Annotated in this window: 21 protein-coding genes and 1 other annotated feature; of the genes, 16 read left to right on the forward strand and 5 right to left on the reverse strand. The window is 38.1% G+C overall.

Annotated features, from left to right (window positions below):
* Positions 1–58: 58 nt before the first annotated feature.
* The 3 genes from IGJ41_RS04920 (at position 59) to pheT (ending at position 4,200) form a co-directional block, all read left to right on the forward strand.
* A complete protein-coding gene (locus tag IGJ41_RS04920) occupies positions 59–403 on the forward strand; it encodes a winged helix-turn-helix transcriptional regulator (protein WP_002358035.1) in 345 nt (114 codons plus the stop codon).
* A gap of 43 nt (positions 404–446) precedes the next feature.
* Positions 447–665 (forward strand) — a binding site (T-box leader).
* A gap of 57 nt (positions 666–722) precedes the next feature.
* Entirely contained in the window at positions 723–1,769 is a 1,047-nt protein-coding gene (gene pheS / locus IGJ41_RS04925; protein ID WP_002358034.1) for a phenylalanine--tRNA ligase subunit alpha, read from the forward strand.
* A 7-nt stretch (positions 1,770–1,776) separates the two neighbouring features.
* Positions 1,777–4,200 (forward strand): phenylalanine--tRNA ligase subunit beta, encoded by a 2,424-nt coding sequence (pheT, locus tag IGJ41_RS04930; RefSeq protein WP_002358033.1) that lies wholly within the window; start codon positions 1,777–1,779, stop codon positions 4,198–4,200.
* A 197-nt stretch (positions 4,201–4,397) separates the two neighbouring features.
* Here pheT and IGJ41_RS04935 read toward each other — a convergent pair whose 3' ends face one another.
* From IGJ41_RS04935 to IGJ41_RS04950, 4 genes are read right to left on the reverse strand one after another with little or no spacing between them, the layout of a single operon-like run.
* Positions 4,398–5,063, reverse strand: a complete 666-nt coding sequence (locus IGJ41_RS04935; RefSeq protein ID WP_002382114.1) for an amino acid ABC transporter permease — start codon at positions 5,061–5,063, stop codon at positions 4,398–4,400.
* Positions 5,064–5,074: 11 nt separating this feature from the next.
* The gene (locus IGJ41_RS04940) at positions 5,075–5,788 is read right to left on the reverse strand and encodes an amino acid ABC transporter permease (RefSeq protein WP_002363695.1); all 714 of its coding nucleotides are present in this window, start codon (positions 5,786–5,788) and stop codon (positions 5,075–5,077) included.
* A gap of 45 nt (positions 5,789–5,833) precedes the next feature.
* The gene (locus IGJ41_RS04945; protein WP_438713996.1) at positions 5,834–6,661 is read right to left on the reverse strand and encodes a transporter substrate-binding domain-containing protein; all 828 of its coding nucleotides are present in this window, start codon (positions 6,659–6,661) and stop codon (positions 5,834–5,836) included.
* A 34-nt stretch (positions 6,662–6,695) separates the two neighbouring features.
* Complete coding sequence (locus IGJ41_RS04950) at positions 6,696–7,427, reverse strand: amino acid ABC transporter ATP-binding protein (protein WP_002377841.1); 732 nt, start codon at positions 7,425–7,427, stop codon at positions 6,696–6,698.
* A gap of 264 nt (positions 7,428–7,691) precedes the next feature.
* Here IGJ41_RS04950 and racE point away from each other — a divergent pair, with 264 nt between their 5' ends.
* The 3 genes from racE to IGJ41_RS04965 are packed head-to-tail and all read left to right on the forward strand — an operon-like array spanning position 7,692 to position 10,392.
* Entirely contained in the window at positions 7,692–8,519 is an 828-nt protein-coding gene (gene racE / locus IGJ41_RS04955) for a glutamate racemase (RefSeq protein WP_289855386.1), read from the forward strand.
* Positions 8,512–9,867 carry a ribonuclease PH gene (gene rph / locus IGJ41_RS04960; protein WP_289855387.1) on the forward strand — a complete coding sequence of 452 codons (1,356 nt, stop codon included), beginning with the start codon at positions 8,512–8,514 and terminating at the stop codon, positions 9,865–9,867. Before racE ends, rph begins: the two co-directional genes overlap by 8 nt.
* Positions 9,868–9,879: 12 nt before the next feature.
* Positions 9,880–10,392 carry a metallophosphoesterase gene (locus IGJ41_RS04965; protein ID WP_002386618.1) on the forward strand — a complete coding sequence of 171 codons (513 nt, stop codon included), beginning with the start codon at positions 9,880–9,882 and terminating at the stop codon, positions 10,390–10,392.
* 93 nt (positions 10,393–10,485) lie between these two features.
* Here the strand turns inward: IGJ41_RS04965 and IGJ41_RS04970 are convergent, their stop codons facing one another.
* Positions 10,486–11,250, reverse strand: coding sequence for a DeoR/GlpR family DNA-binding transcription regulator (locus IGJ41_RS04970; RefSeq protein ID WP_002382117.1), 765 nt, complete (start codon positions 11,248–11,250; stop codon positions 10,486–10,488).
* 193 nt (positions 11,251–11,443) lie between these two features.
* Between IGJ41_RS04970 and ulaG the strand changes: the two genes are divergently transcribed.
* The 10 genes from ulaG to IGJ41_RS05020 all read left to right on the forward strand — a co-directional run bounded on the left by ulaG (position 11,444) and on the right by IGJ41_RS05020 (position 19,751).
* On the forward strand, positions 11,444–12,511 hold the full coding sequence (gene ulaG, locus IGJ41_RS04975; protein ID WP_289855388.1) for an L-ascorbate 6-phosphate lactonase: 1,068 nt from the start codon (positions 11,444–11,446) through the stop codon (positions 12,509–12,511).
* Between the two features lie 17 nt (positions 12,512–12,528).
* A complete protein-coding gene (locus IGJ41_RS04980; protein ID WP_002365501.1) occupies positions 12,529–12,987 on the forward strand; it encodes a PTS sugar transporter subunit IIA in 459 nt (152 codons plus the stop codon).
* A 12-nt stretch (positions 12,988–12,999) separates the two neighbouring features.
* The gene (locus tag IGJ41_RS04985) at positions 13,000–14,487 is read left to right on the forward strand and encodes a PTS ascorbate transporter subunit IIC (protein ID WP_002381988.1); all 1,488 of its coding nucleotides are present in this window, start codon (positions 13,000–13,002) and stop codon (positions 14,485–14,487) included.
* Positions 14,488–14,501: 14 nt separating this feature from the next.
* On the forward strand, positions 14,502–14,801 hold the full coding sequence (locus IGJ41_RS04990) for a PTS sugar transporter subunit IIB (protein ID WP_002358018.1): 300 nt from the start codon (positions 14,502–14,504) through the stop codon (positions 14,799–14,801).
* 13 nt (positions 14,802–14,814) lie between these two features.
* A complete protein-coding gene (locus tag IGJ41_RS04995; RefSeq protein ID WP_002388019.1) occupies positions 14,815–15,453 on the forward strand; it encodes a 3-keto-L-gulonate-6-phosphate decarboxylase UlaD in 639 nt (212 codons plus the stop codon).
* 4 nt (positions 15,454–15,457) lie between these two features.
* Positions 15,458–16,318 (forward strand): L-ribulose-5-phosphate 3-epimerase, encoded by an 861-nt coding sequence (locus IGJ41_RS05000; protein ID WP_096397658.1) that lies wholly within the window; start codon positions 15,458–15,460, stop codon positions 16,316–16,318.
* On the forward strand, positions 16,308–17,018 hold the full coding sequence (locus IGJ41_RS05005; RefSeq protein ID WP_096397659.1) for an L-ribulose-5-phosphate 4-epimerase: 711 nt from the start codon (positions 16,308–16,310) through the stop codon (positions 17,016–17,018). Before IGJ41_RS05000 ends, IGJ41_RS05005 begins: the two co-directional genes overlap by 11 nt.
* Before the next feature lie 256 nt (positions 17,019–17,274).
* Positions 17,275–17,763 carry a cyclic-di-AMP-binding protein CbpB gene (gene cbpB, locus IGJ41_RS05010; protein ID WP_002382126.1) on the forward strand — a complete coding sequence of 163 codons (489 nt, stop codon included), beginning with the start codon at positions 17,275–17,277 and terminating at the stop codon, positions 17,761–17,763.
* A gap of 80 nt (positions 17,764–17,843) precedes the next feature.
* Complete coding sequence (gene dapD / locus IGJ41_RS05015) at positions 17,844–18,545, forward strand: 2,3,4,5-tetrahydropyridine-2,6-dicarboxylate N-acetyltransferase (protein ID WP_002358012.1); 702 nt, start codon at positions 17,844–17,846, stop codon at positions 18,543–18,545.
* A gap of 36 nt (positions 18,546–18,581) precedes the next feature.
* Positions 18,582–19,751 carry an N-acetyldiaminopimelate deacetylase gene (locus IGJ41_RS05020; RefSeq protein ID WP_153854027.1) on the forward strand — a complete coding sequence of 390 codons (1,170 nt, stop codon included), beginning with the start codon at positions 18,582–18,584 and terminating at the stop codon, positions 19,749–19,751.
* The last annotated feature ends 39 nt before the right edge of the window (positions 19,752–19,790 follow it).

Consider the following 19,790-nt stretch of genomic DNA (forward strand, 5'->3'; position numbering starts at 1 on the left):
AGCAGAAACACTTACATTTTGTAAGGAATGTGCTATACTCATTGAAGAGGTGAGGAAGATGGAAAAAGTAAAAACAGAATCGTTTGTACTTTGTCCCAAATTTGAAAAATCATTTTCAATACTTGGTAAAAAATGGAATGGTTTAATTATTGATGTTTTATTAGAACGAGGTCCTCAACGTTTTGGCGAATTAAAAGAAAAAATTCCAATGTTAAGTGATCGTGTCTTAGTAGAGCGATTGAAGGAACTAGAAGCTGAAGGAATTATCACCAAAGCTGTTCGTTGCGGTGAAGGAAATCGCTTAGAATATTTCCTAACCGAAAAAGGCGAAGACTTGCAATTAGCAATGGAACAAATTCAACATTGGGCAGAAAAATGGGTAAAAGACGAAGAATGCAGTTGACCGCAAGCAAAACTTCTTGTAAACTAAACGTAATTAAATAACTAAAAAAACAGTGATGGAAACAAGTAGTTTGAATTGACGTGTTTTAGGGAGAGTCAGCCAGAGACTGGAAGCTGATTTACACAGTCACCAAGCGAAATTCACTTCCTGAGTTTGTTTGTTTTCAAGAAGAAAGCAAACCGGTAATTGCCGTTAAATGAAATGAGTGCATGACAACAATTTGTTATGAATTAGGATGGTAACACGATAGCTCGTTCCTTTGAAAGGAATGGGTTATCGTTTTTTTTTAGTTTAAATAAAAGATAGAGGGGAACGCATAATGACATTACAAGCGCAATTAGAAGCTCTTAGAGACAATACGCTCAAAGAAATCGCACAAGTTGCTACTTTAAAAGAATTAAACCAAATTCGCGTAGAAACATTAGGGAAAAAAGGGCCAATCACCGAAGTATTAAGAGGCATGAAAAACCTTTCACCAGAAGAACGACCAGTGGTGGGGGGCTTTGCAAATGAAATTCGTGATTTATTAACCGAAGCAATTGAAGCGCGCAAAGTTGTTTTAGAAAACGAAGCGTTAAATGCGGCACTAAAAGAAGAAAGTTTAGATGTAACTTTACCTGGAAAACAAATGCCTCAAGGTACACGTCATATTTTGACACAAGTTATGGAAGAGATTGAAGATATTTTCTTAGGCATGGGTTATCAAGTAGTGGAAGGATACGAAGTAGAATCGGATCACTATAATTTCGAACGCATGAATCTACCAAAAGATCATCCGGCACGCGACATGCAAGATACGTTTTATATTTCAGATGAGATGTTAATTCGTACGCATACTTCACCAGTTCAAGCTCGAACAATGGAAAAACACGATTTTTCAAAAGGTGCATTACGAATGATTTCTCCTGGGAAAGTATTCCGTCGTGATACAGATGATGCGACACATAGTCACCAATTCCATCAGATTGAAGGCCTTGTTGTCGATAAAAATGTCACAATGGGTGATTTAAAAGGGACGTTAGAAGTCATGATGAAAAAAATGTTTGGTGAAGATCGTAAAATTCGTTTACGTCCTAGCTATTTCCCTTTTACAGAACCTTCAGTCGAAGTAGATGTTAGCTGTTTTAAATGTGGCGGCGCAGGTTGTAACGTCTGCAAACATACAGGTTGGATTGAAATTTTAGGTGCAGGGATGGTTCATCCAGATGTGTTACAAATGTCAGGGATTGATCCAACAGAGTACTCAGGCTTTGCCTTTGGCTTAGGACCAGATCGCGTTGCTATGTTACGTTATGGTGTAAATGATATCCGTAATTTTTATCAAAATGATTTACGTTTCTTAAATCAATTCAAGGTAAAGGAGTAGTTGAAAAATGTTAGTTTCTTATAAATGGTTAAATGAATATGTTAATCTTTCAAACGTTACTCCGCAAGAATTAGCGGACAAAATGTCTGTGACAGGTATCGAAGTTGAGGGCGTTGCTGTACCTGAAGAAGGCTTAAAGAAAATTGTTGTCGGTGAAGTAAAAGAATGTGTTCCTCACCCAAACTCTGACCACTTATCAATTTGCCAAGTAGACATCGGTGAAGAAGAATTGTCACAAATTGTTTGTGGAGCACCAAATGTAAAAGCAGGAATTAAAGTCATCGTAGCGTTACCTGGTTCAAGAATTGCAGGAAATCAAAAAATTAAAAAAGGTAAAATGCGTGGCGAAGTTTCTAACGGAATGATTTGTTCGTTAGAAGAGCTAGGATATTCAGATAATGTCGTACCAAAAGCCTACGCTGAAGGAATTTATTATTTACCTCAAGAAGCAGTGAATGGGACACCTGTTTTCCCTTATTTAGACATGGATGATGCGATTATTGAATTATCAATTACACCAAACCGTGCAGATGCATTAAGTATGAGAGGGGTAGCCTATGAAGTTGGCGCAATTTATCGTCAAACACCTCAGTTTAATGATCCCGAACTCAAAGAAGATGCTTCAGATAACGTGGAAAATTACGTAACAGTAACTGTTGAAGATTCACAAGATGCGCCAGCGTATCAAATTCGTGTTATTAAAGATGTGACGATTGCAGAAAGTCCTCAGTGGTTGCAAAATCGATTGATGAATGAAGGAATCCGTCCGATTAACAATGTGGTCGACGTGACAAATTATATTTTATTATTATTTGGTCAACCGTTGCATGCATTTGACTACCAAAAATTAGATAGCAAAGAAATCTTGGTTCGTCGAGCAACAGCAGCAGAAGAACTAATTACATTAGATGGTGAAACACGTCAATTAACAGAAGAAAATATCGTCATTACGAATGGAAAAACGCCTGTCGGCTTAGCCGGTGTAATGGGTGGGGCTAATTCTGAAATCAGTCAAGAAACAACAACTGTGGCTTTAGAAGCGGCATTGTTCAATCCATTGTCTATTCGCAAAACGTCTAAACAATTCAATTTACGGAGTGAATCTTCAAGTAGATTTGAAAAAGGCATCAACCAAGCGACAGTTGGGTTAGCTTGTGATGTGGCAGCCGCGATGATTGCAGAGTTAGCCGACGGAACAGTGGTTTCAGGCACTGCAGTTGGTTCTGAAGTGGCCGTTAAAGAAGCGCAGGTAGCTGTGACTTTAGAACGAATCAACCAATATTTAGGTACTGCATTAGATGAAGCAACGGTGAATGAAATTTTTGAAGCACTCGGTTTTGCTTATGAAGTAAATCAAGGCGCATATGAAATTACGATTCCACCAAGACGTTGGGATATTGCGATTGAAGCAGATATTATTGAAGAAGTGGCGCGCATTTATGGATATGATCATTTACCTTCAACATTGCCAAGTGGAGAAACAGTTGCTGGAAGTCTAACCAAAGCACAACATGTTACGCGCCAATTAAAGAGCTTACTGGAAGGTCATGGTACGAGTGAAGCCATCAGCTATGCGTTGACAACAGAAGAAAAATCCCGTCAATTTATGATGAAAGAAAGTCAAACAACACGTTTGCAATGGCCAATGAGTGAAGAGCGTTCTGTGTTACGTATGAACTTAATTTCTGGTTTATTAGATGATGTCGCATACAATGTGGCACGTAAAAATAATAATATCGCCTTCTACGAAGTAGGACGCGTTTTCTACCAAACAGAAGATCCAACAAAAAATTTACCTACAGAAGAAAATCACTTAGCACTTGCTTTAACTGGTAATACAATGGTTAAAGATTGGCAAACAAAAGCAACAGCCGTTGATTTTTATACAGTAAAAGGCTTAGTGGAAAGTATTGTAGCTGTTTTAGGATTAACAGAAAAAATCAGTTATCAAGCGACAACGGCGATTCCAGAAATGCATCCAGGCCGGACAGCATGGATTTATTTAGAAGATGAAGTGGTTGGTTTTGTCGGACAAGTTCACCCAACGACAGCAAAAGCGTACGATATTCCTGAAACATATGTTGCTGAATTAAACTTGCAACAATTAGTAGCCACAGAAGCAGGCGGGGTTACTTATGAAGCAGTTTCTAAATTCCCAGCAGTTTCTCGAGATATTGCTTTATTAGTCGATGAAACAGTTACCAATCAAGAACTAGTTAAAACTATTTCAGATAACGCAGGTAAATATTTGAAAGAGATTCATTTATTTGATGTATATCAAGGTGAAAAACTAGGCGCTGGCAAAAAATCAATGGCGTATAGTTTAACTTTCGTTAATGCAGAAGCGACATTAGTGGATGAAGAAATTAACCGTTCAATGGAAAAGGTTGAAAAAGCGCTAATTGAAAAACATCAAGTAGAAGTAAGATAAAATAAAAACAGGAAAGTGGGGCATAAGTCGAAATGACTTATGCCCCACTTTCTAAATCTTAAGATAATCAGCTGAACAAAAGCAGCTCCTTCGGAAATAAGCCGAAATTCTCCAAAAATTAAAGAACAATTTTCGGAAATTCCTTCTTATTTCTTGGAGCTAAACACTTTTGTCTCAGCCTCCTGGTTTTAACTACATTAATAACTTTTCGCCCAATTTCGTGAAAGCCAACGTGAAAATTGTGAGATACTAAAGTTAATAATGAAATAAATTAGGGCGACGATTCCGTAAATAGTGAATACTTGTCCTGTTTGTGCGTAGCGCCCCATTAAGATATAAGATTTGCCAAAGAGTTCTTGTAAAGCAATCACGGAATACAAGAAACTTGTATCCTTGATGACAGTAACAAACTGAGAAACAATTGCTGGTAAGACATTGCGAATGGCTTGAGGCAAAACAATATGATAAAGAATTTGCCAATTTGAAAAACCTTGAGAACGTGCCGCTTCAATTTGGCCTTTATCGACCCCATTTAAACCACCACGAATAATTTCCGCTAAAGCAGCGGTGGTAAACACAGTAAAACTCACAATTCCAGCAGGTGTGGATTTGATTTTGAAAATCAAAAAAATAACATAAATCCACAATAAGTTTGGAATATTACGCACCACTTCTACATAAATACTGGCAAGTAACTTCAGTGGTCCATGGGTTTGATTTCGCAAAACGGCTAGAATGGTGCCAAAAATCGTACTCAAAATAATTGAGACGAAGGAAATATAGAGCGTCAATTTTAAGCCGTTAAATAGAAATTGAAAATTATTTGCTGTCAGTAATTGACGCATTTCTTCTGAAAAAGGCATCTGTTTTCCTCCTATCTGCTATATGCTTTCTTATTTTTTTCTTCCATTTTTCTAGCCAAATTCGCTAATGGGAAGCAAAGAATGAAATATAAGAAACCAGCAAGCGCAAAGGCGGGAATATAGTTCAAGTTGACAGACGACCAACTATTGGCAGCAAACATTACGTCAGCGCCAGAAATAATGGCAACTGTTGACGTATTTTTAATTAGATTCACGACTTGATTAGTTAAAGGCGGTAACATAATCCGCCATGCTTGTGGTAAAATCACATACCGCATCGTTTGACCATACGTTAATCCTTGGGAGTAAGCCGCTTCAAATTGTCCTCTTGGGACAGCTCCGATTCCTGAGCGAACTACTTCAGAAATGTAGGCGCCATGATAGAGGCCTACACACAGAATGGCAATCGTAGTAATAGAAAATGAAAGCAGCGGGCTTAGCAGAGGAAAGCCATAATAGACTACGATAAATTGAATCAACAAAGGTGTGTTTTGAAAAAATTCTACATAGACACGACTAATTGCGTGTAAAAGTTTACTTTTGGTCGCTGATAAACTGCCAAAGAAAATGCCTAAAGCAAAGGCAACTAAGATCGCTCCTAAAGAAAGCAGAATAGTATAGAGAAAAGCCTGACCAAAAATTCGCCAATCTTGAAATAAAGCTTCCCAACGATATAAGGCGAATGGCCCTTCTTCAAGCCAGGAAATATTGGCTAACAAAAACATAAAAATCCCTCCTAAAATTTTTGATTCTTCAAGTCTTAGGAATGATTAATTTTTTAAGCCCCAGTCTTGATAAATTTTTTCTAGTGTGCCATCTTTTTCCCATTTTTCAATTAAACCATTTAGATAATCATTTAATTCAGTATTTGCTTTCTTTGTGGTAATTCCATATTCTTGTGGCGAAAAACCATCTTTTAAAATTTCTGTCTTGCCATCCACATAGCCAGATAGGATTGATTTATCCACTGAAAATGCATCAATTCGTTTAGAAGTTAACGCTGTTTTTAATTCTGGATAGGAACCTAATTCTTGATAAGTAAATTTGATTCCTTCCTCTTGCGCTTTTTTCTCTAAGTTTTCTTTTGTCGTAGCAGATTGTGCAACGCCGATTGTTTTTCCGTCTAAATCTTTCATGCTGGAGAAGCTATCCTCTTTGCGCACAAGGAAACCAATCTCATCTGTATAATAAGGAGTTGTAAAATTATAAGTCTTTTTACGTTCATCAGTAATTGTAAATGTAGCAATTACCATATCTAGTTCACCATTGTCTAAAAGGGGACCGCGCGTTTTCGCTGTCACGCCCACAAATTCCACATTCTCTTCGCTGCCGGTAATTTCTTTCGCAATCAAGCGTGCAATATCTGGTTCCATTCCTTCATTTTTGTTTGTATCAGGATTCATATAGCCAAAATTAGGAATGTCTTCTTTGACACCTACTTTAATTTTCCCTGCTTTTTTTAATTGTTCTACTGTGACCGTTTTGTTTGATGAAGCACTTTTGGAAGTTGAGTCATTGTTGCCGCTACCACAGCCCACAATGATGCCTGCTAATACAAGTAAGGAGAGTCCAGCTAGCCATTTATTTTGTTTTTTCATTGTTCATTCCTCCAATTTTTTGTTTTTTTATTCATTACCCGTTATGAATAATTTTGCTTAGAAATTCTTTTGCACGAGGGTTTTCAGTGCTTGTAAAGAAATGTTCAGGCGTTCCTTGTTCAATAATCTCTCCTTGGTCCATGAAGATTACACGGTCAGCCACTTGACGAGCAAAGCCCATTTCATGTGTGACACAAACCATGGTAATATTTTGTTTGGAAAGATCGACCATTACATCTAAAACTTCTTGAATCATTTCTGGGTCAAGTGCCGAAGTCGGTTCATCAAAAAGGATAATCTCAGGATGCATATTTAAGGCACGAGCAATAGCGACCCGTTGTTGCTGCCCGCCAGAAAGCTGCGAAGGATAAGCAGAAGCTTTATCAGCTAAGCCGACTCGTTCTAAATACTCCATACCAGTACGAACCGCTTCTTCTTTGGAAACGCCCATCACTTTAATCGGTGCTAACGTTAAATTATCAATAATCGTTTTGTGAGCATATAAGTTAAAATTTTGAAAGACCATGGCAACTTTCTGGCGAACCTTTTGAATCGGTGCTTTCGGTTTGGTGATGTCAATGTTATCAATTACGACGGAACCATCATTGACTTTTTCCAATTGGTTCATACACCGAATTAATGTACTTTTGCCAGAGCCAGAGGGTCCGATAATGACAATTTTTTCTCCTTGCTCTACATTCAAAGTAATATCTTTTAAAACGTGATGCTCCCCAAAATACTTATTTACATGTTCTAAAGAAATCATAGGCAGTCTCCTTTGCAATCATTTGGTAGAAAAGATAACAGAGGATTCGGTGAGAAACGTGTTATTTAAATTAAATTAACCAAATGTATTTCTAATTGTATTCTTAATGTTAGGAATTATAACATACAAAAAAATGAATTACTAGTTTTTTAATCGAAAAAGATTTCCTTCAAAAAAAGAAATAAATGAGAGCAAAACAGGAAAAATTGACAATAGTCCTTAAAAAGTAGAAAATAAAGGCAGTGAATAAAAGGCAAAGGTAGGATGAGAATGAGCAATCAAGAAGCCATTGGATTAATTGATTCTGGCGTTGGTGGATTAACTGTTTTAAAGGAAGCGCTAAAACAATTACCAAATGAACGATTAATTTATTTAGGAGATACAGCCCGTTGCCCATATGGTCCACGACCAGCCGAACAAGTCGTTCAGTTTACTTGGGAAATGGCCGATTTTTTATTGAAAAAACGAATAAAAATGCTAGTAATCGCATGTAATACCGCGACGGCTGTCGCATTAGAAGAAATTAAAGCTGCCTTGCCAATTCCAGTTGTCGGTGTTATTTTACCTGGCGCACGAGCAGCCGTTAAAGTCACAAAAAATAACAAAATTGGTGTCATAGGTACCTTAGGGACAATCAAAAGTGCTTCCTATGAAATCGCCATTAAAAGTAAGGCACCAGCAATTGAGGTGACTAGTTTAGCTTGCCCTAAATTTGTCCCCATTGTTGAAAGTAATCAATATCGTTCTTCCGTAGCAAAAAAAATTGTGGCAGAAACACTTCAAGCACTACAATTAAAAGGACTTGATACGTTGATTTTAGGTTGTACCCATTACCCGTTGTTACGTTCGGTGATTCAAAATGTGATGGGGAGTCATGTGACATTAATTGACTCAGGAGCCGAAACAGTTGGCGAAGTTAGCATGCTTCTCGATTATTTTGACATTGCCCATACGCCTGAAGCGCCTACACAGCCCCATGAATTTTATACAACTGGTTCTGCAAAAATGTTTGAAGAGATTGCAAGCAGTTGGCTTGGTATAGAGAACTTAAAAGCACAACAGATTCACTTAGGAGGAAACGAAAATGATTAGACATGATAGTCGTGCACCAAAAGAATTGCGAAAGATCACTATTGAAACCAATGTTTTTAAACATCCAGAAGGTTCGGTGGTTATTTCGTTTGGCGATACCAAAGTAATTTGCTCAGCCACTGTCGAAGAAAAGGTTCCCCCGTTTTTACGAGGCGGGGGAACAGGTTGGGTAGCAGCTGAATATAGCATGCTCCCTCGCGCGACGAACACAAGAAATATTCGGGAAAGTGCGAAAGGAAAATTAACAGGGCGAACAATGGAGATTCAACGTTTGATTGGGCGGTCATTGCGAGCTGTTGTTGACTTAGAAAAGTTAGGGGAACGGAGCATTGTTGTCGATTGTGATGTGATTCAAGCAGATGGGGGAACCCGTACAGCTAGTATTACAGGCGCTTTTGTTGCTCTACGCTTAGCAGTCAATCATTTATTGATGACTGGTGCGCTAGCGGAAGACCCAATTAAAGAGCATTTAGCTGCTGTCAGCGTGGGTATTTTACCCGATGGTTATTGTGTGCTGGACTTAGATTACGTAGAGGACTCGAATGCTGCAGTGGATATGAACATCGTGATGACCGAGTCTGGTGAATTTGTGGAAATTCAAGGAACGGGTGAAGAAGCTACCTTCTCAGGAGATGAGTTAAATGCCATGCTCTTTTATGGAAAAACAGGGATTGAGGAATTAATTACGTATCAGAAAGAAGCGCTTTATGCTTTAGCCTCTGAAGAAGTCCCTTCGCAAGATTCAGAAGAGAAAGTGATTGTCATTGCGACTAGAAATCCTGGTAAAGCGAAAGAGTTTAGTTCAATTTTTGGTGAAAAAGGATATACAGTTAAGACGTTATTAGATTATCCGAATTTGCCAGATGTAGAAGAAACTGGTCGAACATTTGAAGAAAATGCTCGTCTAAAAGCTGAAACAATTGCAGAAATTTTACAGAAACCAGTACTAGCAGATGATTCAGGATTAATTGTTGATGCCTTAGGAGGAATGCCAGGGATTTATTCTGCTCGTTTTGCTGGTGAGCCAACTAACGATGCTTCAAATAATGCGAAACTACTACATGAGTTAACGGGCGTGCCAAAAGAAAAAAGACAAGCGCGTTTCCATTGTACATTGGTTTTTGCTGAACCAAAGAAAGAAAGTCTGGTGGTCGAAGCTGAATGGCCAGGAGAAGTCGGTACGATTCCTCGTGGTGAAGGAGGCTTTGGGTACGATTCACTTTTCTATGTTCCAGAGCTTGGTAAGACGGCAGCTGAATTGTCTGGAGAAGAGAAAAATAAAGTCAGTCATCGTGGACAAGCAGTGGCAAAATTAAAAGAACAATGGGAAGAATGGCTAAAAAAATAGGAGTTGAAACGTATGAAAATCTTGGTAGTAAGCGATAATCATGGCGACCGTGACTGTTTAGTTGACTTAGTGAATCATTATGAAGGACAAGTCGATGCACTCTTTCACTGTGGTGATTCTGAATTAGAACCGACAGATGAACTTTGGCAAAAATTCATTGTAGTCCAAGGAAATTGTGATTTTTATGATGAATTTCCCAAAACTGTGACTAAAAAAGTGGGAGATCAAGTTATTTATATGACACATGGTCATTTGGCCAATGTTAGAATGGGGCTCACGACACTTGCTTTACAGGCGGAAGAAGCAGGAGCGACAATTGCCTTATTTGGTCACACTCATGTACTCGGTGCAGAGCGACACAATAACATTCTCTTTGTTAATCCGGGAAGTATTCGTTTACCTCGTGGACCAGTTCAAGAGAAAACATATGCCATAATTGAAAGTACACCTGAACAATATCTCGTTCAGTATTATAACAAAGAGCATCAACCGTTGGAACGATTAAAGGCAACGTTTACGAAGTAAGTGAATGTTAAGAAATAAGTGCTATTTTTTTATTTATCAGATTTTGAGCGTAGGACAAAAATCCAAAAGAGATTTTTGTCCTACGCTCTTTTTTTAGTCGACTTGGATAACCTTTAAGCCGGTCTTACGAAGTTCTGTAATTAAAGTTGATGAGCAATGTTTGTCTGTAATCAAACAATCAAAAGCGGTAATATCAGCAATTTTAAATTTAGACGTCAAGCCGATTTTTCGATGGTCTGCGACCAGAATTTTTACTTTTGTTGTTTGTTTTATCATAAGCTCATTAATTTTTGCTTCATTGAAAATTTTTGTAGTGACGCCATGTTCTAAACTGACCCCGCTACAGCCAATTACGCAAACATCGGCATGCGTTGCGGTGATTGTGTTAATGGCAATATCTCCTACCAGAACTTCTTTGGGAAAACGTAATTCGCCTCCGGTCAAAATATAATTGTATTGAGAAACATGAGGCTTGGTGGCAATTTTTAAATTATTCGTTACGATGGTCAGATGGTCGGCCTTTAAATAATGGAGAATATTCAAAGCAGTGGAACTTGAATTAATGAAAACGGTATCATAATCACTTAGATAGCTACAAGCAACACGAGCAATGGCTTGTTTTAATAACTCCGGTCCTGATTGATCAAAGTCTTTCTGATTTTGGTCGTTGTAAATACAATACCCATATTTTCGAATGATGTCATTCTTAGTTTCTAAGACATTTAAATCACGACGAATTGTGCTTAAGGAAACATTTAAAGCATCTGCTAATTTATAGGTAGTCATTTGTTTGTTTTTTTGCAGCAGCGCGAGAATGTTTTGTTGCCTTTTTTCAATGGTTTCTAATGAACTTTTCAAGTAATACAACCTCCTTTAGTTATTTTTTTGGACACGGTCCCCCATGAAATAGTATAACTCATAGGAAAACAAAACACGTAAAAGAATCATTAAAAGTGCAAACAATCATATAAAAGGGTTTTCATTGTGATTTTTTGCGGCTATGATTTTCTTATAAAGCATAACACAATCATTTGAGAAGAGGAGTGGTAGCATGAGCAAATCGATTCATGAAATTACAAAAGAAAGTTGGTTGAAGGCGACATTTCCAGAATGGGGCACTTATTTAAACGAAGAAATTAATCAGACAAATGTGCTTCAAGGAACGGTTGCACTTTGGTGGCTTGGTTGTACAGGCATTTGGCTGAAAACGCATGAGAACACGAATATTTTATGTGATTTATGGTGTGGAACAGGAAAACAAACGCACGGGAACGGCTTAATGAAAAATGGCCATCAAATGATGCGCATGAGTGGTTGCCAAAAAATGCAACCTAATTTAAGAACACAACCTTTTGTGATTGATCCTTTTGAAATAAAAGAGGTTGATGCTTTAGTTGTCACACATATTCATTCAGACCATTTGGATATTCACACAGCTGCTGCTGTTCATCAAAATTGTCCTAAGGCTCTATTTATTGGTCCAAAAGAAGTAGTGAAAACATGGCAACGTTGGGGTGTTCCGGCAGAAAAAACACGGGTTATAGAGCCTGGTCAAGAAATAAAAGTGAATGATGTGAATGTAGTGGCCTTGGAAGCTTTTGATCGAACCGCGCTAATTACTTCTGATGATCCTGAAAATACATTTAAAGGTAAAATGCCTCAGGACATGAATGAACTAGCTGTCAATTATCTATTTGAAACCTCAGGTGGTACGGTATATCACGCCGGAGACTCTCATTATTCTAACTTGTTTGCGAAACATGGTAATCAATATGCAATTGATGTTTGCTTAGGAGCATATGGCGAAAATCCTCGCGGTATCACAGATAAAATAACTTCTGTTGATATGTTGAGAATGGCCGAATCTTTAAATGCGAAAGTAGTCATTCCCGTTCATTATGATATTTGGTCTAATTTTATGGCGGATCCAAAAGAAATCATGGAAATTTGGAAATTAAAAAAAGATCGTTTACATTATCAATTTAAACCATATATTTGGCAAGTGGGTGGCAAATTTGTTTATCCAGATGACAAAGACAACTTAGAATTTAACTTTGATCGTGGCTTTAATGATGTTTTTGTTAAAGAAAATGATACACCATTTCCTTCATTTTTGTAAGAAAGGCTGGATGTACAATGTTAACTTATTTTTGGGAGCAAGAGCTTATTCATTACTCTGATAAAGAACCGGTTAGTTGGCAAGAGGCGATTCAGGAAAGTTGTTTGATTTTACTCCAAAAACACATTATCGATCAGAGTTACGTCGATGAGATTATCCAGTGTGTCGAAACGTTTGGACCTTATATCATCATTGCTCCTGAAGTAGCCATGCCACATTCATCAGAGGAAAGCGCAGGCGTTTTTGGAACGGCCATTTCTTTTACAAAATTTAAGCAAGCAGTCACTTTTGCTGGCGATCAAGAAGCAAAAACAGCAACATTATTTTTTACATTGGCAGCCCAAAATCCCGCCGAACATCTGGAAAATATCCAGCAATTGATGGATTTATTGATGACGGATGGCGTGATTGCTGACTTGTTAGAAACAAACACGCCAATGGATTTTAAAGAAGTTATGGAGAAATATCAATTATAGGGGGAAAAATCAATGGGGGAGTTCTTGTTAAATAGTTGGACTTATTTTGCTACGAACGTTTTAACACAGCCAGCATATTTGATTGGTTTCATCGTGTTATTAGGTTATCTCTTGTTACGGAGGCCCTTTTATGAATGTTTAGCAGGTTTTCTGAAAGCGACAGTTGGTTATTTTATTTTGAGTGTTGGTTCTGGTGGTTTGGTTAATAATTTTCGCCCTATTCTAGTAGGCTTGAAAGAGCGATTTAATTTACAGGCGATGGTTACCGATCCATATTTCGGGCAAAATGCAGTCGATGCAGGATTGATGAAAACCTTTGGACGAACCTTTGGTGATGTGATGATTTTGTTATTGATTGCATTTATTATGAATATTTTGTTGGTTCGTTTTCAAAAATATACAAAATTGAGAGCCGTTTTTACAACAGGGAATGTTCAGATTCAACAAGCAGCTACCGCTTTCTGGATTTTACTCTTTTGTTTTCCTAACTTAGGTAGAATCGAAGTACTAATTTTTATGGGCTTAATTCTTGGGTGTTATTGGGCAGTTGCTTCAAATTTAACGGTAGGGATTACGCAGGAATTAACAGAAGGTGCTGGTTTTGCGGTAGCCCATCAACAAATGTTTGGCATATTTATTTTTGCAAAATTAGCAGAATGGTTGAAAAAACGTGATCAAAAGAAACATCGTTCAGAGAAGGCCGATAAAAAATTGGAAGATATTGAATTACCAGGATTTCTATCCATTTTTAATGAAAATATGGTTGCTACGTCCATTTTGATGCTCTTTTTCTTTGGCATTATCTTGCTTGTTTTGGGACAAGATTATTTAATTCAAGCTAAATTTATGCAAGAAGGGCAGAGTTTCTTCTTTTATATCATGACCACTTCATTAAATTTTGCTGTCTATTTAGCTATCTTACAATTAGGCGTTAGAACCTTTGTCGACGAGTTGACGCAGTCATTCCAAGGGATTTCAAATACCATTTTACCAGGCGCTGTTCCTGGGATTGATGTAGCAGCGACTTTCGGGTTTGGCTCGCCCAACGCAGTAACAATTGGGTTTCTCTTTGGCGCATTAGGCCAGTTTTTAATGATTGGCTTACTGATTCTATTAAAGTCTCCGACAATCGTTATTGCGGGTTTTATCCCATTGTTTTTTGATAACGCTGTCATAGCTGTTTATGCAAATAATCGTGGCGGAGTAAAAGCTGCTTGTTTATTCCCCTTCCTTTCAGGTTTAATCCAAGTAGGTGGCTCAGCTTTATTTGCTACATGGATTGGATTATCTCAATATGGCGGTTATTTGGGTATGTTCGATTGGGCAACAGCTTGGCCGTTATTTACAATCATTATGAAAGTTCTAGGCTATGTTGGCGTAGCAGTGGTGGTGATTGGGTTACTAATAATTCCGCAACTTCAGTATCGGAGAAATCCAGAAGGTTACTTTATGATTGTCAATGATTATGAACAATATGCTAAAAAATTTCAAGAGAATTAAAGGAGGAATTTAAAATGAGAATACTTGTTTCCTGTGCCAATGGTTCTGGCACGAGTCTAATGATGATGCGGAGTGTTGAAAAAGCAATGAAAGAACTAGGTGTACCGATTACAAAAATTCATCATTGCGCCATTTCAGAAGGAAAAAGCTCTGCTAGCCAATACGACGTTGTTTTTACTCCAGTCAATTTTTTACAAATGTTTCAGCAAGCAGAAAAACGTGGAGTCACAGTGATTGGCATTAAAAATGTAATGTCTGCAAAAGAAATTCAAGAAAAATATATGGCTTCAGATCGTTATCAAAAATCTGAATAAAAGGATGGGAAAGATGAAAAGACCAAACTTACAAATCGCTTTAGATCATAATAGATTAGAAGACGCTTTAGCAGATTGTATGAAAGTCGGAGAAATTGTCGATATTATCGAAGTTGGCACTATTTTGTGTTTACAAGAAGGCCAAAAAGCAATTCGTTGTTTAAAACGCATGTTTCCTAATAAAACGATTGTTGCTGATACAAAATGTGCTGATGCGGGCGGTACAGTTGCTCGTAATGTCGCACAAGCAGGCGCTGATTTCATGACGGTCATTTGTTGCGCCACCTTGCCAACGATGGCTGCAGCTCAAAAAGAAGTCCGAGAATTACAAGTAGAACTATATGGAGATTGGACAATGCAACAAGCTCGACAATGGCGAGAATTAGGGATTAATCAGGTGATTTATCATCAAAGTAGAGATGCTCTTTTAGCTGGCGGCAGCTGGGGAGAGAAAGATTTGAATAAAGTTCAAGAACTAATTGACTTAGGCTTTGAAGTGTCCGTCACAGGTGGTTTAACTGTCGAAACGCTTGAATTGTTTCAAACAATGGCAGTTGCAACATTTATTGCGGGCCGTGGGATTACTGAATCAAAAAATCCTGAACAAGCAGCCAAAGATTTTCAAAAAAAAATCGATCAGATTTGGAAGTGATAAAATGGCACGAATTGGACTATATGAAAAAGCACTCCCGCAAAATTTAACTTGGGCAGAACGATTAACTTGGGCCAAAAAGTTAGGGTTTGATTTTTTAGAAATGTCAATTGATGAATCCGATGAACGTTTAGCACGATTGGCTTGGACACCAAGCCAGTTACAAGAACTTTCTCAATTAATGGTGAAAGAAGATTTTTTTATCCATTCTTTGTGTTTAAGTGGTCATCGGCGGTTCCCTTTAGGCTCTTTAAATAAAGAAACACGTGAAAAAGGACGGGAAATTTTATCTCAAGCGATTCATTTGGCCCATCAATTAAACATACGGGTAATTCAAATAGCTGGCTATGACGTCTTTTACGAAGAAAAAACTGCTGAAACAAGGGAATTTTTTCTTCAAGGTCTGAAAAAGGGCGTTGAGGAAGCTGCACAATACGGTGTCATTCTGGCTGTTGAGATTATGGATGACCCTTTTATGAATAGCATACAAAAATTTCTAGAAATTAAAGAACAAATTCCGTCTCCTTTTTTGCATGTCTATCCTGATTTAGGTAATTTGTCTGCTTGGCCGGAAAATAATCCGGCGGTTGAGCTTGAAAAGGGAATTGCTGAAATCGCTGCTATTCACTTAAAAGATACCTTCGCTGTAACAGACACATTTGAAGGGAAGTTTCGGGAAGTTACTTTTGGAGAAGGCTGTGTTGATTTTACAGGCTTATTGAAAACACTCAAGCGGTTAAACTATAGTGGTCCTTTTTTAATTGAAATGTGGAATGAAACGGATTTGAATTTTCAAGAAAAAATTCAAGCCGCGCAGCAGTATCTCTATCCCAAATTAGCAGAGGTGGGTTATTATGAACAATAAAGCGATTATCCAAGCAATGAAACAACGTGTTTATGAAGCGAATCTGACTTTGCCAAAACTGGGCTTAGTCAAATTAACGTGGGGCAATGTTAGTGAAATCAATCGGGCATTAGGGATTATCGTAATTAAACCAAGCGGCGTCAAATATCAAGAAATGACCAAGGAACAGATGGTAGTGACTGATTTAAAGGGACAACTATTGGAAACCAATGCATTAAAGCCGTCTTCTGATTTACCCACGCATCTTTATCTCTATCAAAAAATGCCAGAAATTGGAGCGATTGCGCACACGCACTCCCTGAATAGTGTTACATGGGCTCAAGCAGGGCGAGCCTTACCTCCTTACGGTACCACCCATGCGGATGCTTTTTATGGCGCTGTACCTTGCACAAGAGCGCTCTCTGAAAGTGAAATTAAAGAAAACTATGAAGAAGAGACTGGCAAAGTCATTGTTGAAACATTTCATGAACAAGAACTAGATCCTTTAGCAGTTCCAGGAGTGTTAGTTTATGGACATGGCCCATTTACTTGGGGAATGACTCCGGAAAAAGCAGTTGAAAACAGTTTGATTTTAGATGAAATCTGTTCAATGGCCCGTTTGACGGAAATAATTAATCCAGATGTTGAACCAATTGATCATTTTTTATTGGATAAACACTATTTTAGAAAACATGGGATTTCCGCTTATTATGGTCAGTGATGGCTGTGATAAAATGTGTGAAAAAGAAGTATAATTGACTGATTAATTGGTCTTTTATAAAAACTTAGTTGTCTGTTATGGGACAACTAAGTTTTTATTTTTTTAAGAAAGCGTTCTCTTATTTTTGGGGAAATAGAACAAAACGTTAATTTTCGTTTGTTAAGTTATGAAGAATTTGCGAATTCCAAGACTTTTTCCGCAGAATTAGGTACAATAAGTTACGTGTTAAAGAATTAGAAATGGAGGCAACCCAATCATGATAGGGACTGCTGTAAAAGAATTATTATTAGAAAAACAAGAAACGTTTTTAGTACCTGCCGAAAATGTCGCCAATGTAATGTGTTTAAATCCTTTAAGTCACGCGGCATTAGTCTTATCGAAAGTTCGCTATTCCAAGATTCCTGTGTTAGATAAGGGAGATCGCTTTGTTGGCTTAATCGGTTTGACAGACGTTGTAGATAAAATGTTTGATTTGACTTCAGTGGATTTTGAAAAATTGAATGAATTTACTGTGGCCGATGTAATGGAAGTCAATGTTCCTGTAATTGGTGAATCGTGGGATTTAGAAGAAGTGTTACATTTATTAGTAGATGCTTCTTTTTTACCAGTGGTTGATGATAATCAACGCTTTAAGGGTATCATTACACGCAAAGAAATTTTAAAAGCGGTCAATCATATGGCGCATGAATTAGAAAAACATCATCTTGTTCTGCCTAAATCAGAAGAAGAAATGAAAGTAATTTAAATAAAACGCAAGAAACTCTTTACTTTTTTCTCATAAATGCGTTATTCTGTATGATAACACGAAGTAAAGGAGTGCTGTGATTGGACGCATATGAGATTATTCAGTATATTGGCGATGCCAAAAAGCAAACGCCTGTTAAAGTAACACTGAAAGGGCAATTAAAAGAAGTCACGTTTCCGGAAACAATTAAGGTCTTTAATAATTGTAAAACTGGGACATTGTTTGGCGATTGGGCTGACGTAAAACCTTTTTTAGAAGCAAACAAAGAAAAAATTGAGGATTATGTTGTAGAAAATGATGCACGTAACTCAGCAATTCCTTTTCTTGATCTGAAAGACATTAATGCTCGGATTGAACCAGGTGCTTTGATTCGCGAAAAAGTTGAAATTGGCGATCAAGCGGTGATTATGATGGGGGCTATTCTAAATATTGGCGCCGTCGTTGGTGCAGGGACTATGATTGATATGGGCGCTGTTTTGGGCGGTCGTGCAACTGTAGGGAAGCATTGTCATATTGGCGCAGGAACGGTTTTAGCTGGTGTCATTGAACCACCAAGTGCCGCACCTGTGGTTATTGAAAACGAGGTTGTCATTGGAGCGAATGCGGTCGTACTAGAAGGGGTTCGTGTTGGTGAAGGTGCCGTTGTGGCTGCTGGGGCAGTAGTTGTGGAAGACGTTCCAGCGCATACCGTTGTCGCAGGCGTGCCAGCAAAAGTAATTAAACAAATTGATGATAAAACCAAGAGTAAAACAGAGATTTTAGAAGAATTACGTAAACTCTAAAAATAAATTAGTCAGTCGCGATGAAGAAACTTCTTCATGGCGGCTTTAGATTACCCCAAAAATGAAGGAGTGGCTTTTGTGGAGCAAGAAGAATTAATTGCGATTAGACGGCAACTACATCAAATACCTGAAATCGGTTTAGAAGAAAAGGAAACACAAGCCTTTTTACTTAATGAAATTGATAAAATGAAGCAACCTTATCTGCAAGTTCGAACATGGCAAACGGGGATTTTAGTCTTCATAGAAGGCAAAAATCCTCAGAAAACCATCGGCTGGCGTGCTGATATTGATGGTTTACCTATTCAAGAGGAAGTGGTTTCTGCTTTTCAATCAAAACGACCAGGGTTTATGCATGCCTGTGGGCACGATTTTCACATGACAATCGGCTTAGGGGTTTTGAAAGAATTAAGTCAACAGCAACCAGACAATAACTTTTTATTTTTATTTCAACCTGCTGAAGAAAATGAAGCAGGGGGGATGCTGATGTATGAAGATCACGCGTTTGGTGAGTGGTTACCTGATGAATTTTATGCGCTTCATGTTAATCCTGATTTGCCAGTCGGAACTATTAGTACCAGAGTAGGGACATTGTTTGCTGCCACTTGTGAAGTGAACATTACCTTAAAAGGAAAAGGTGGACATGCGGCTTTTCCGCATCAAGCAAATGATATGGTCTTGGCGGCCACCAATTTAATTCAGCAAGCACAAACGATCGTTAGTCGAAATGTTGATCCTGTGGTTGGGGCAGTCGTTACCTTTGGAACTTTTCATGCAGGGACTGCCTGCAATGTGATTGCCGAAGAAGCAACTTTATCTGGTACAATTCGCACATTGACAGCAGAAACTAATGAACAAACGCAGCGAAGAATTCGCGAAATTAGTGAAGGTATTGCGCAATCTTTTCAATGTGAAGTAACTGTTCATCTTGATCAGAAAGGGTATTTACCTGTAGTGAATGAGCCCGCATGTACCACGAATTTGATTGAATACATGAGCAAACAAGCAACAGTTCAATTTCAACAAGCACCGGTTGCAATGACAGGTGAAGATTTTGGCTATCTATTGTCTAAAGTCCCAGGCACGATGTTTTGGTTAGGCGTGGCAAGTCCCTATAGCCTTCACTCTGCCAAGTTTGAACCGAACGAAGAGGCGTTATTGTTTGGAGTGGAGGCAGTTAGTGGCTTTTTAAAATCATTGGACAATTAAAAAAACAGCCACCAGATAACTAATAAATATCTGGTGGCT

Source organism: Enterococcus sp. DIV1537a, from assembly GCF_051712085.1.
In the GTDB taxonomy this organism is placed as follows: domain Bacteria; phylum Bacillota; class Bacilli; order Lactobacillales; family Enterococcaceae; genus Enterococcus; species Enterococcus faecalis.

Excerpts from the sequence above, each read along its gene's own strand:
- IGJ41_RS04940 (WP_002363695.1), bottom strand. The coding sequence starts at position 5,788 with ATGTTTTTGTTAGCCAATATTTCCTGGCTTGAAGAAGGGCCATTCGCC.
- IGJ41_RS04945 (WP_438713996.1), bottom strand. The coding sequence starts at position 6,661 with ATGAAAAAACAAAATAAATGGCTAGCTGGACTCTCCTTACTTGTATTA.
- IGJ41_RS04980 (WP_002365501.1), top strand. The coding sequence starts at position 12,529 with ATGTTAACTTATTTTTGGGAGCAAGAGCTTATTCATTACTCTGATAAA.
- IGJ41_RS04950 (WP_002377841.1), bottom strand. The coding sequence starts at position 7,427 with ATGATTTCTTTAGAACATGTAAATAAGTATTTTGGGGAGCATCACGTT.
- IGJ41_RS04985 (WP_002381988.1), top strand. The coding sequence starts at position 13,000 with ATGGGGGAGTTCTTGTTAAATAGTTGGACTTATTTTGCTACGAACGTT.
- pheT (WP_002358033.1), top strand. The coding sequence starts at position 1,777 with ATGTTAGTTTCTTATAAATGGTTAAATGAATATGTTAATCTTTCAAAC.
- IGJ41_RS05000 (WP_096397658.1), top strand. The coding sequence starts at position 15,458 with ATGGCACGAATTGGACTATATGAAAAAGCACTCCCGCAAAATTTAACT.
- IGJ41_RS04920 (WP_002358035.1), top strand. The coding sequence starts at position 59 with ATGGAAAAAGTAAAAACAGAATCGTTTGTACTTTGTCCCAAATTTGAA.
- ulaG (WP_289855388.1), top strand. The coding sequence starts at position 11,444 with ATGAGCAAATCGATTCATGAAATTACAAAAGAAAGTTGGTTGAAGGCG.
- IGJ41_RS04965 (WP_002386618.1), top strand. The coding sequence starts at position 9,880 with ATGAAAATCTTGGTAGTAAGCGATAATCATGGCGACCGTGACTGTTTA.
- rph (WP_289855387.1), top strand. The coding sequence starts at position 8,512 with ATGATTAGACATGATAGTCGTGCACCAAAAGAATTGCGAAAGATCACT.
- cbpB (WP_002382126.1), top strand. The coding sequence starts at position 17,275 with ATGATAGGGACTGCTGTAAAAGAATTATTATTAGAAAAACAAGAAACG.
- IGJ41_RS05020 (WP_153854027.1), top strand. The coding sequence starts at position 18,582 with ATGGCGGCTTTAGATTACCCCAAAAATGAAGGAGTGGCTTTTGTGGAG.
- IGJ41_RS04990 (WP_002358018.1), top strand. The coding sequence starts at position 14,502 with ATGAGAATACTTGTTTCCTGTGCCAATGGTTCTGGCACGAGTCTAATG.
- racE (WP_289855386.1), top strand. The coding sequence starts at position 7,692 with ATGAGAATGAGCAATCAAGAAGCCATTGGATTAATTGATTCTGGCGTT.
- IGJ41_RS05005 (WP_096397659.1), top strand. The coding sequence starts at position 16,308 with ATGAACAATAAAGCGATTATCCAAGCAATGAAACAACGTGTTTATGAA.
- pheS (WP_002358034.1), top strand. The coding sequence starts at position 723 with ATGACATTACAAGCGCAATTAGAAGCTCTTAGAGACAATACGCTCAAA.
- IGJ41_RS04935 (WP_002382114.1), bottom strand. The coding sequence starts at position 5,063 with ATGCCTTTTTCAGAAGAAATGCGTCAATTACTGACAGCAAATAATTTT.
- IGJ41_RS04995 (WP_002388019.1), top strand. The coding sequence starts at position 14,815 with ATGAAAAGACCAAACTTACAAATCGCTTTAGATCATAATAGATTAGAA.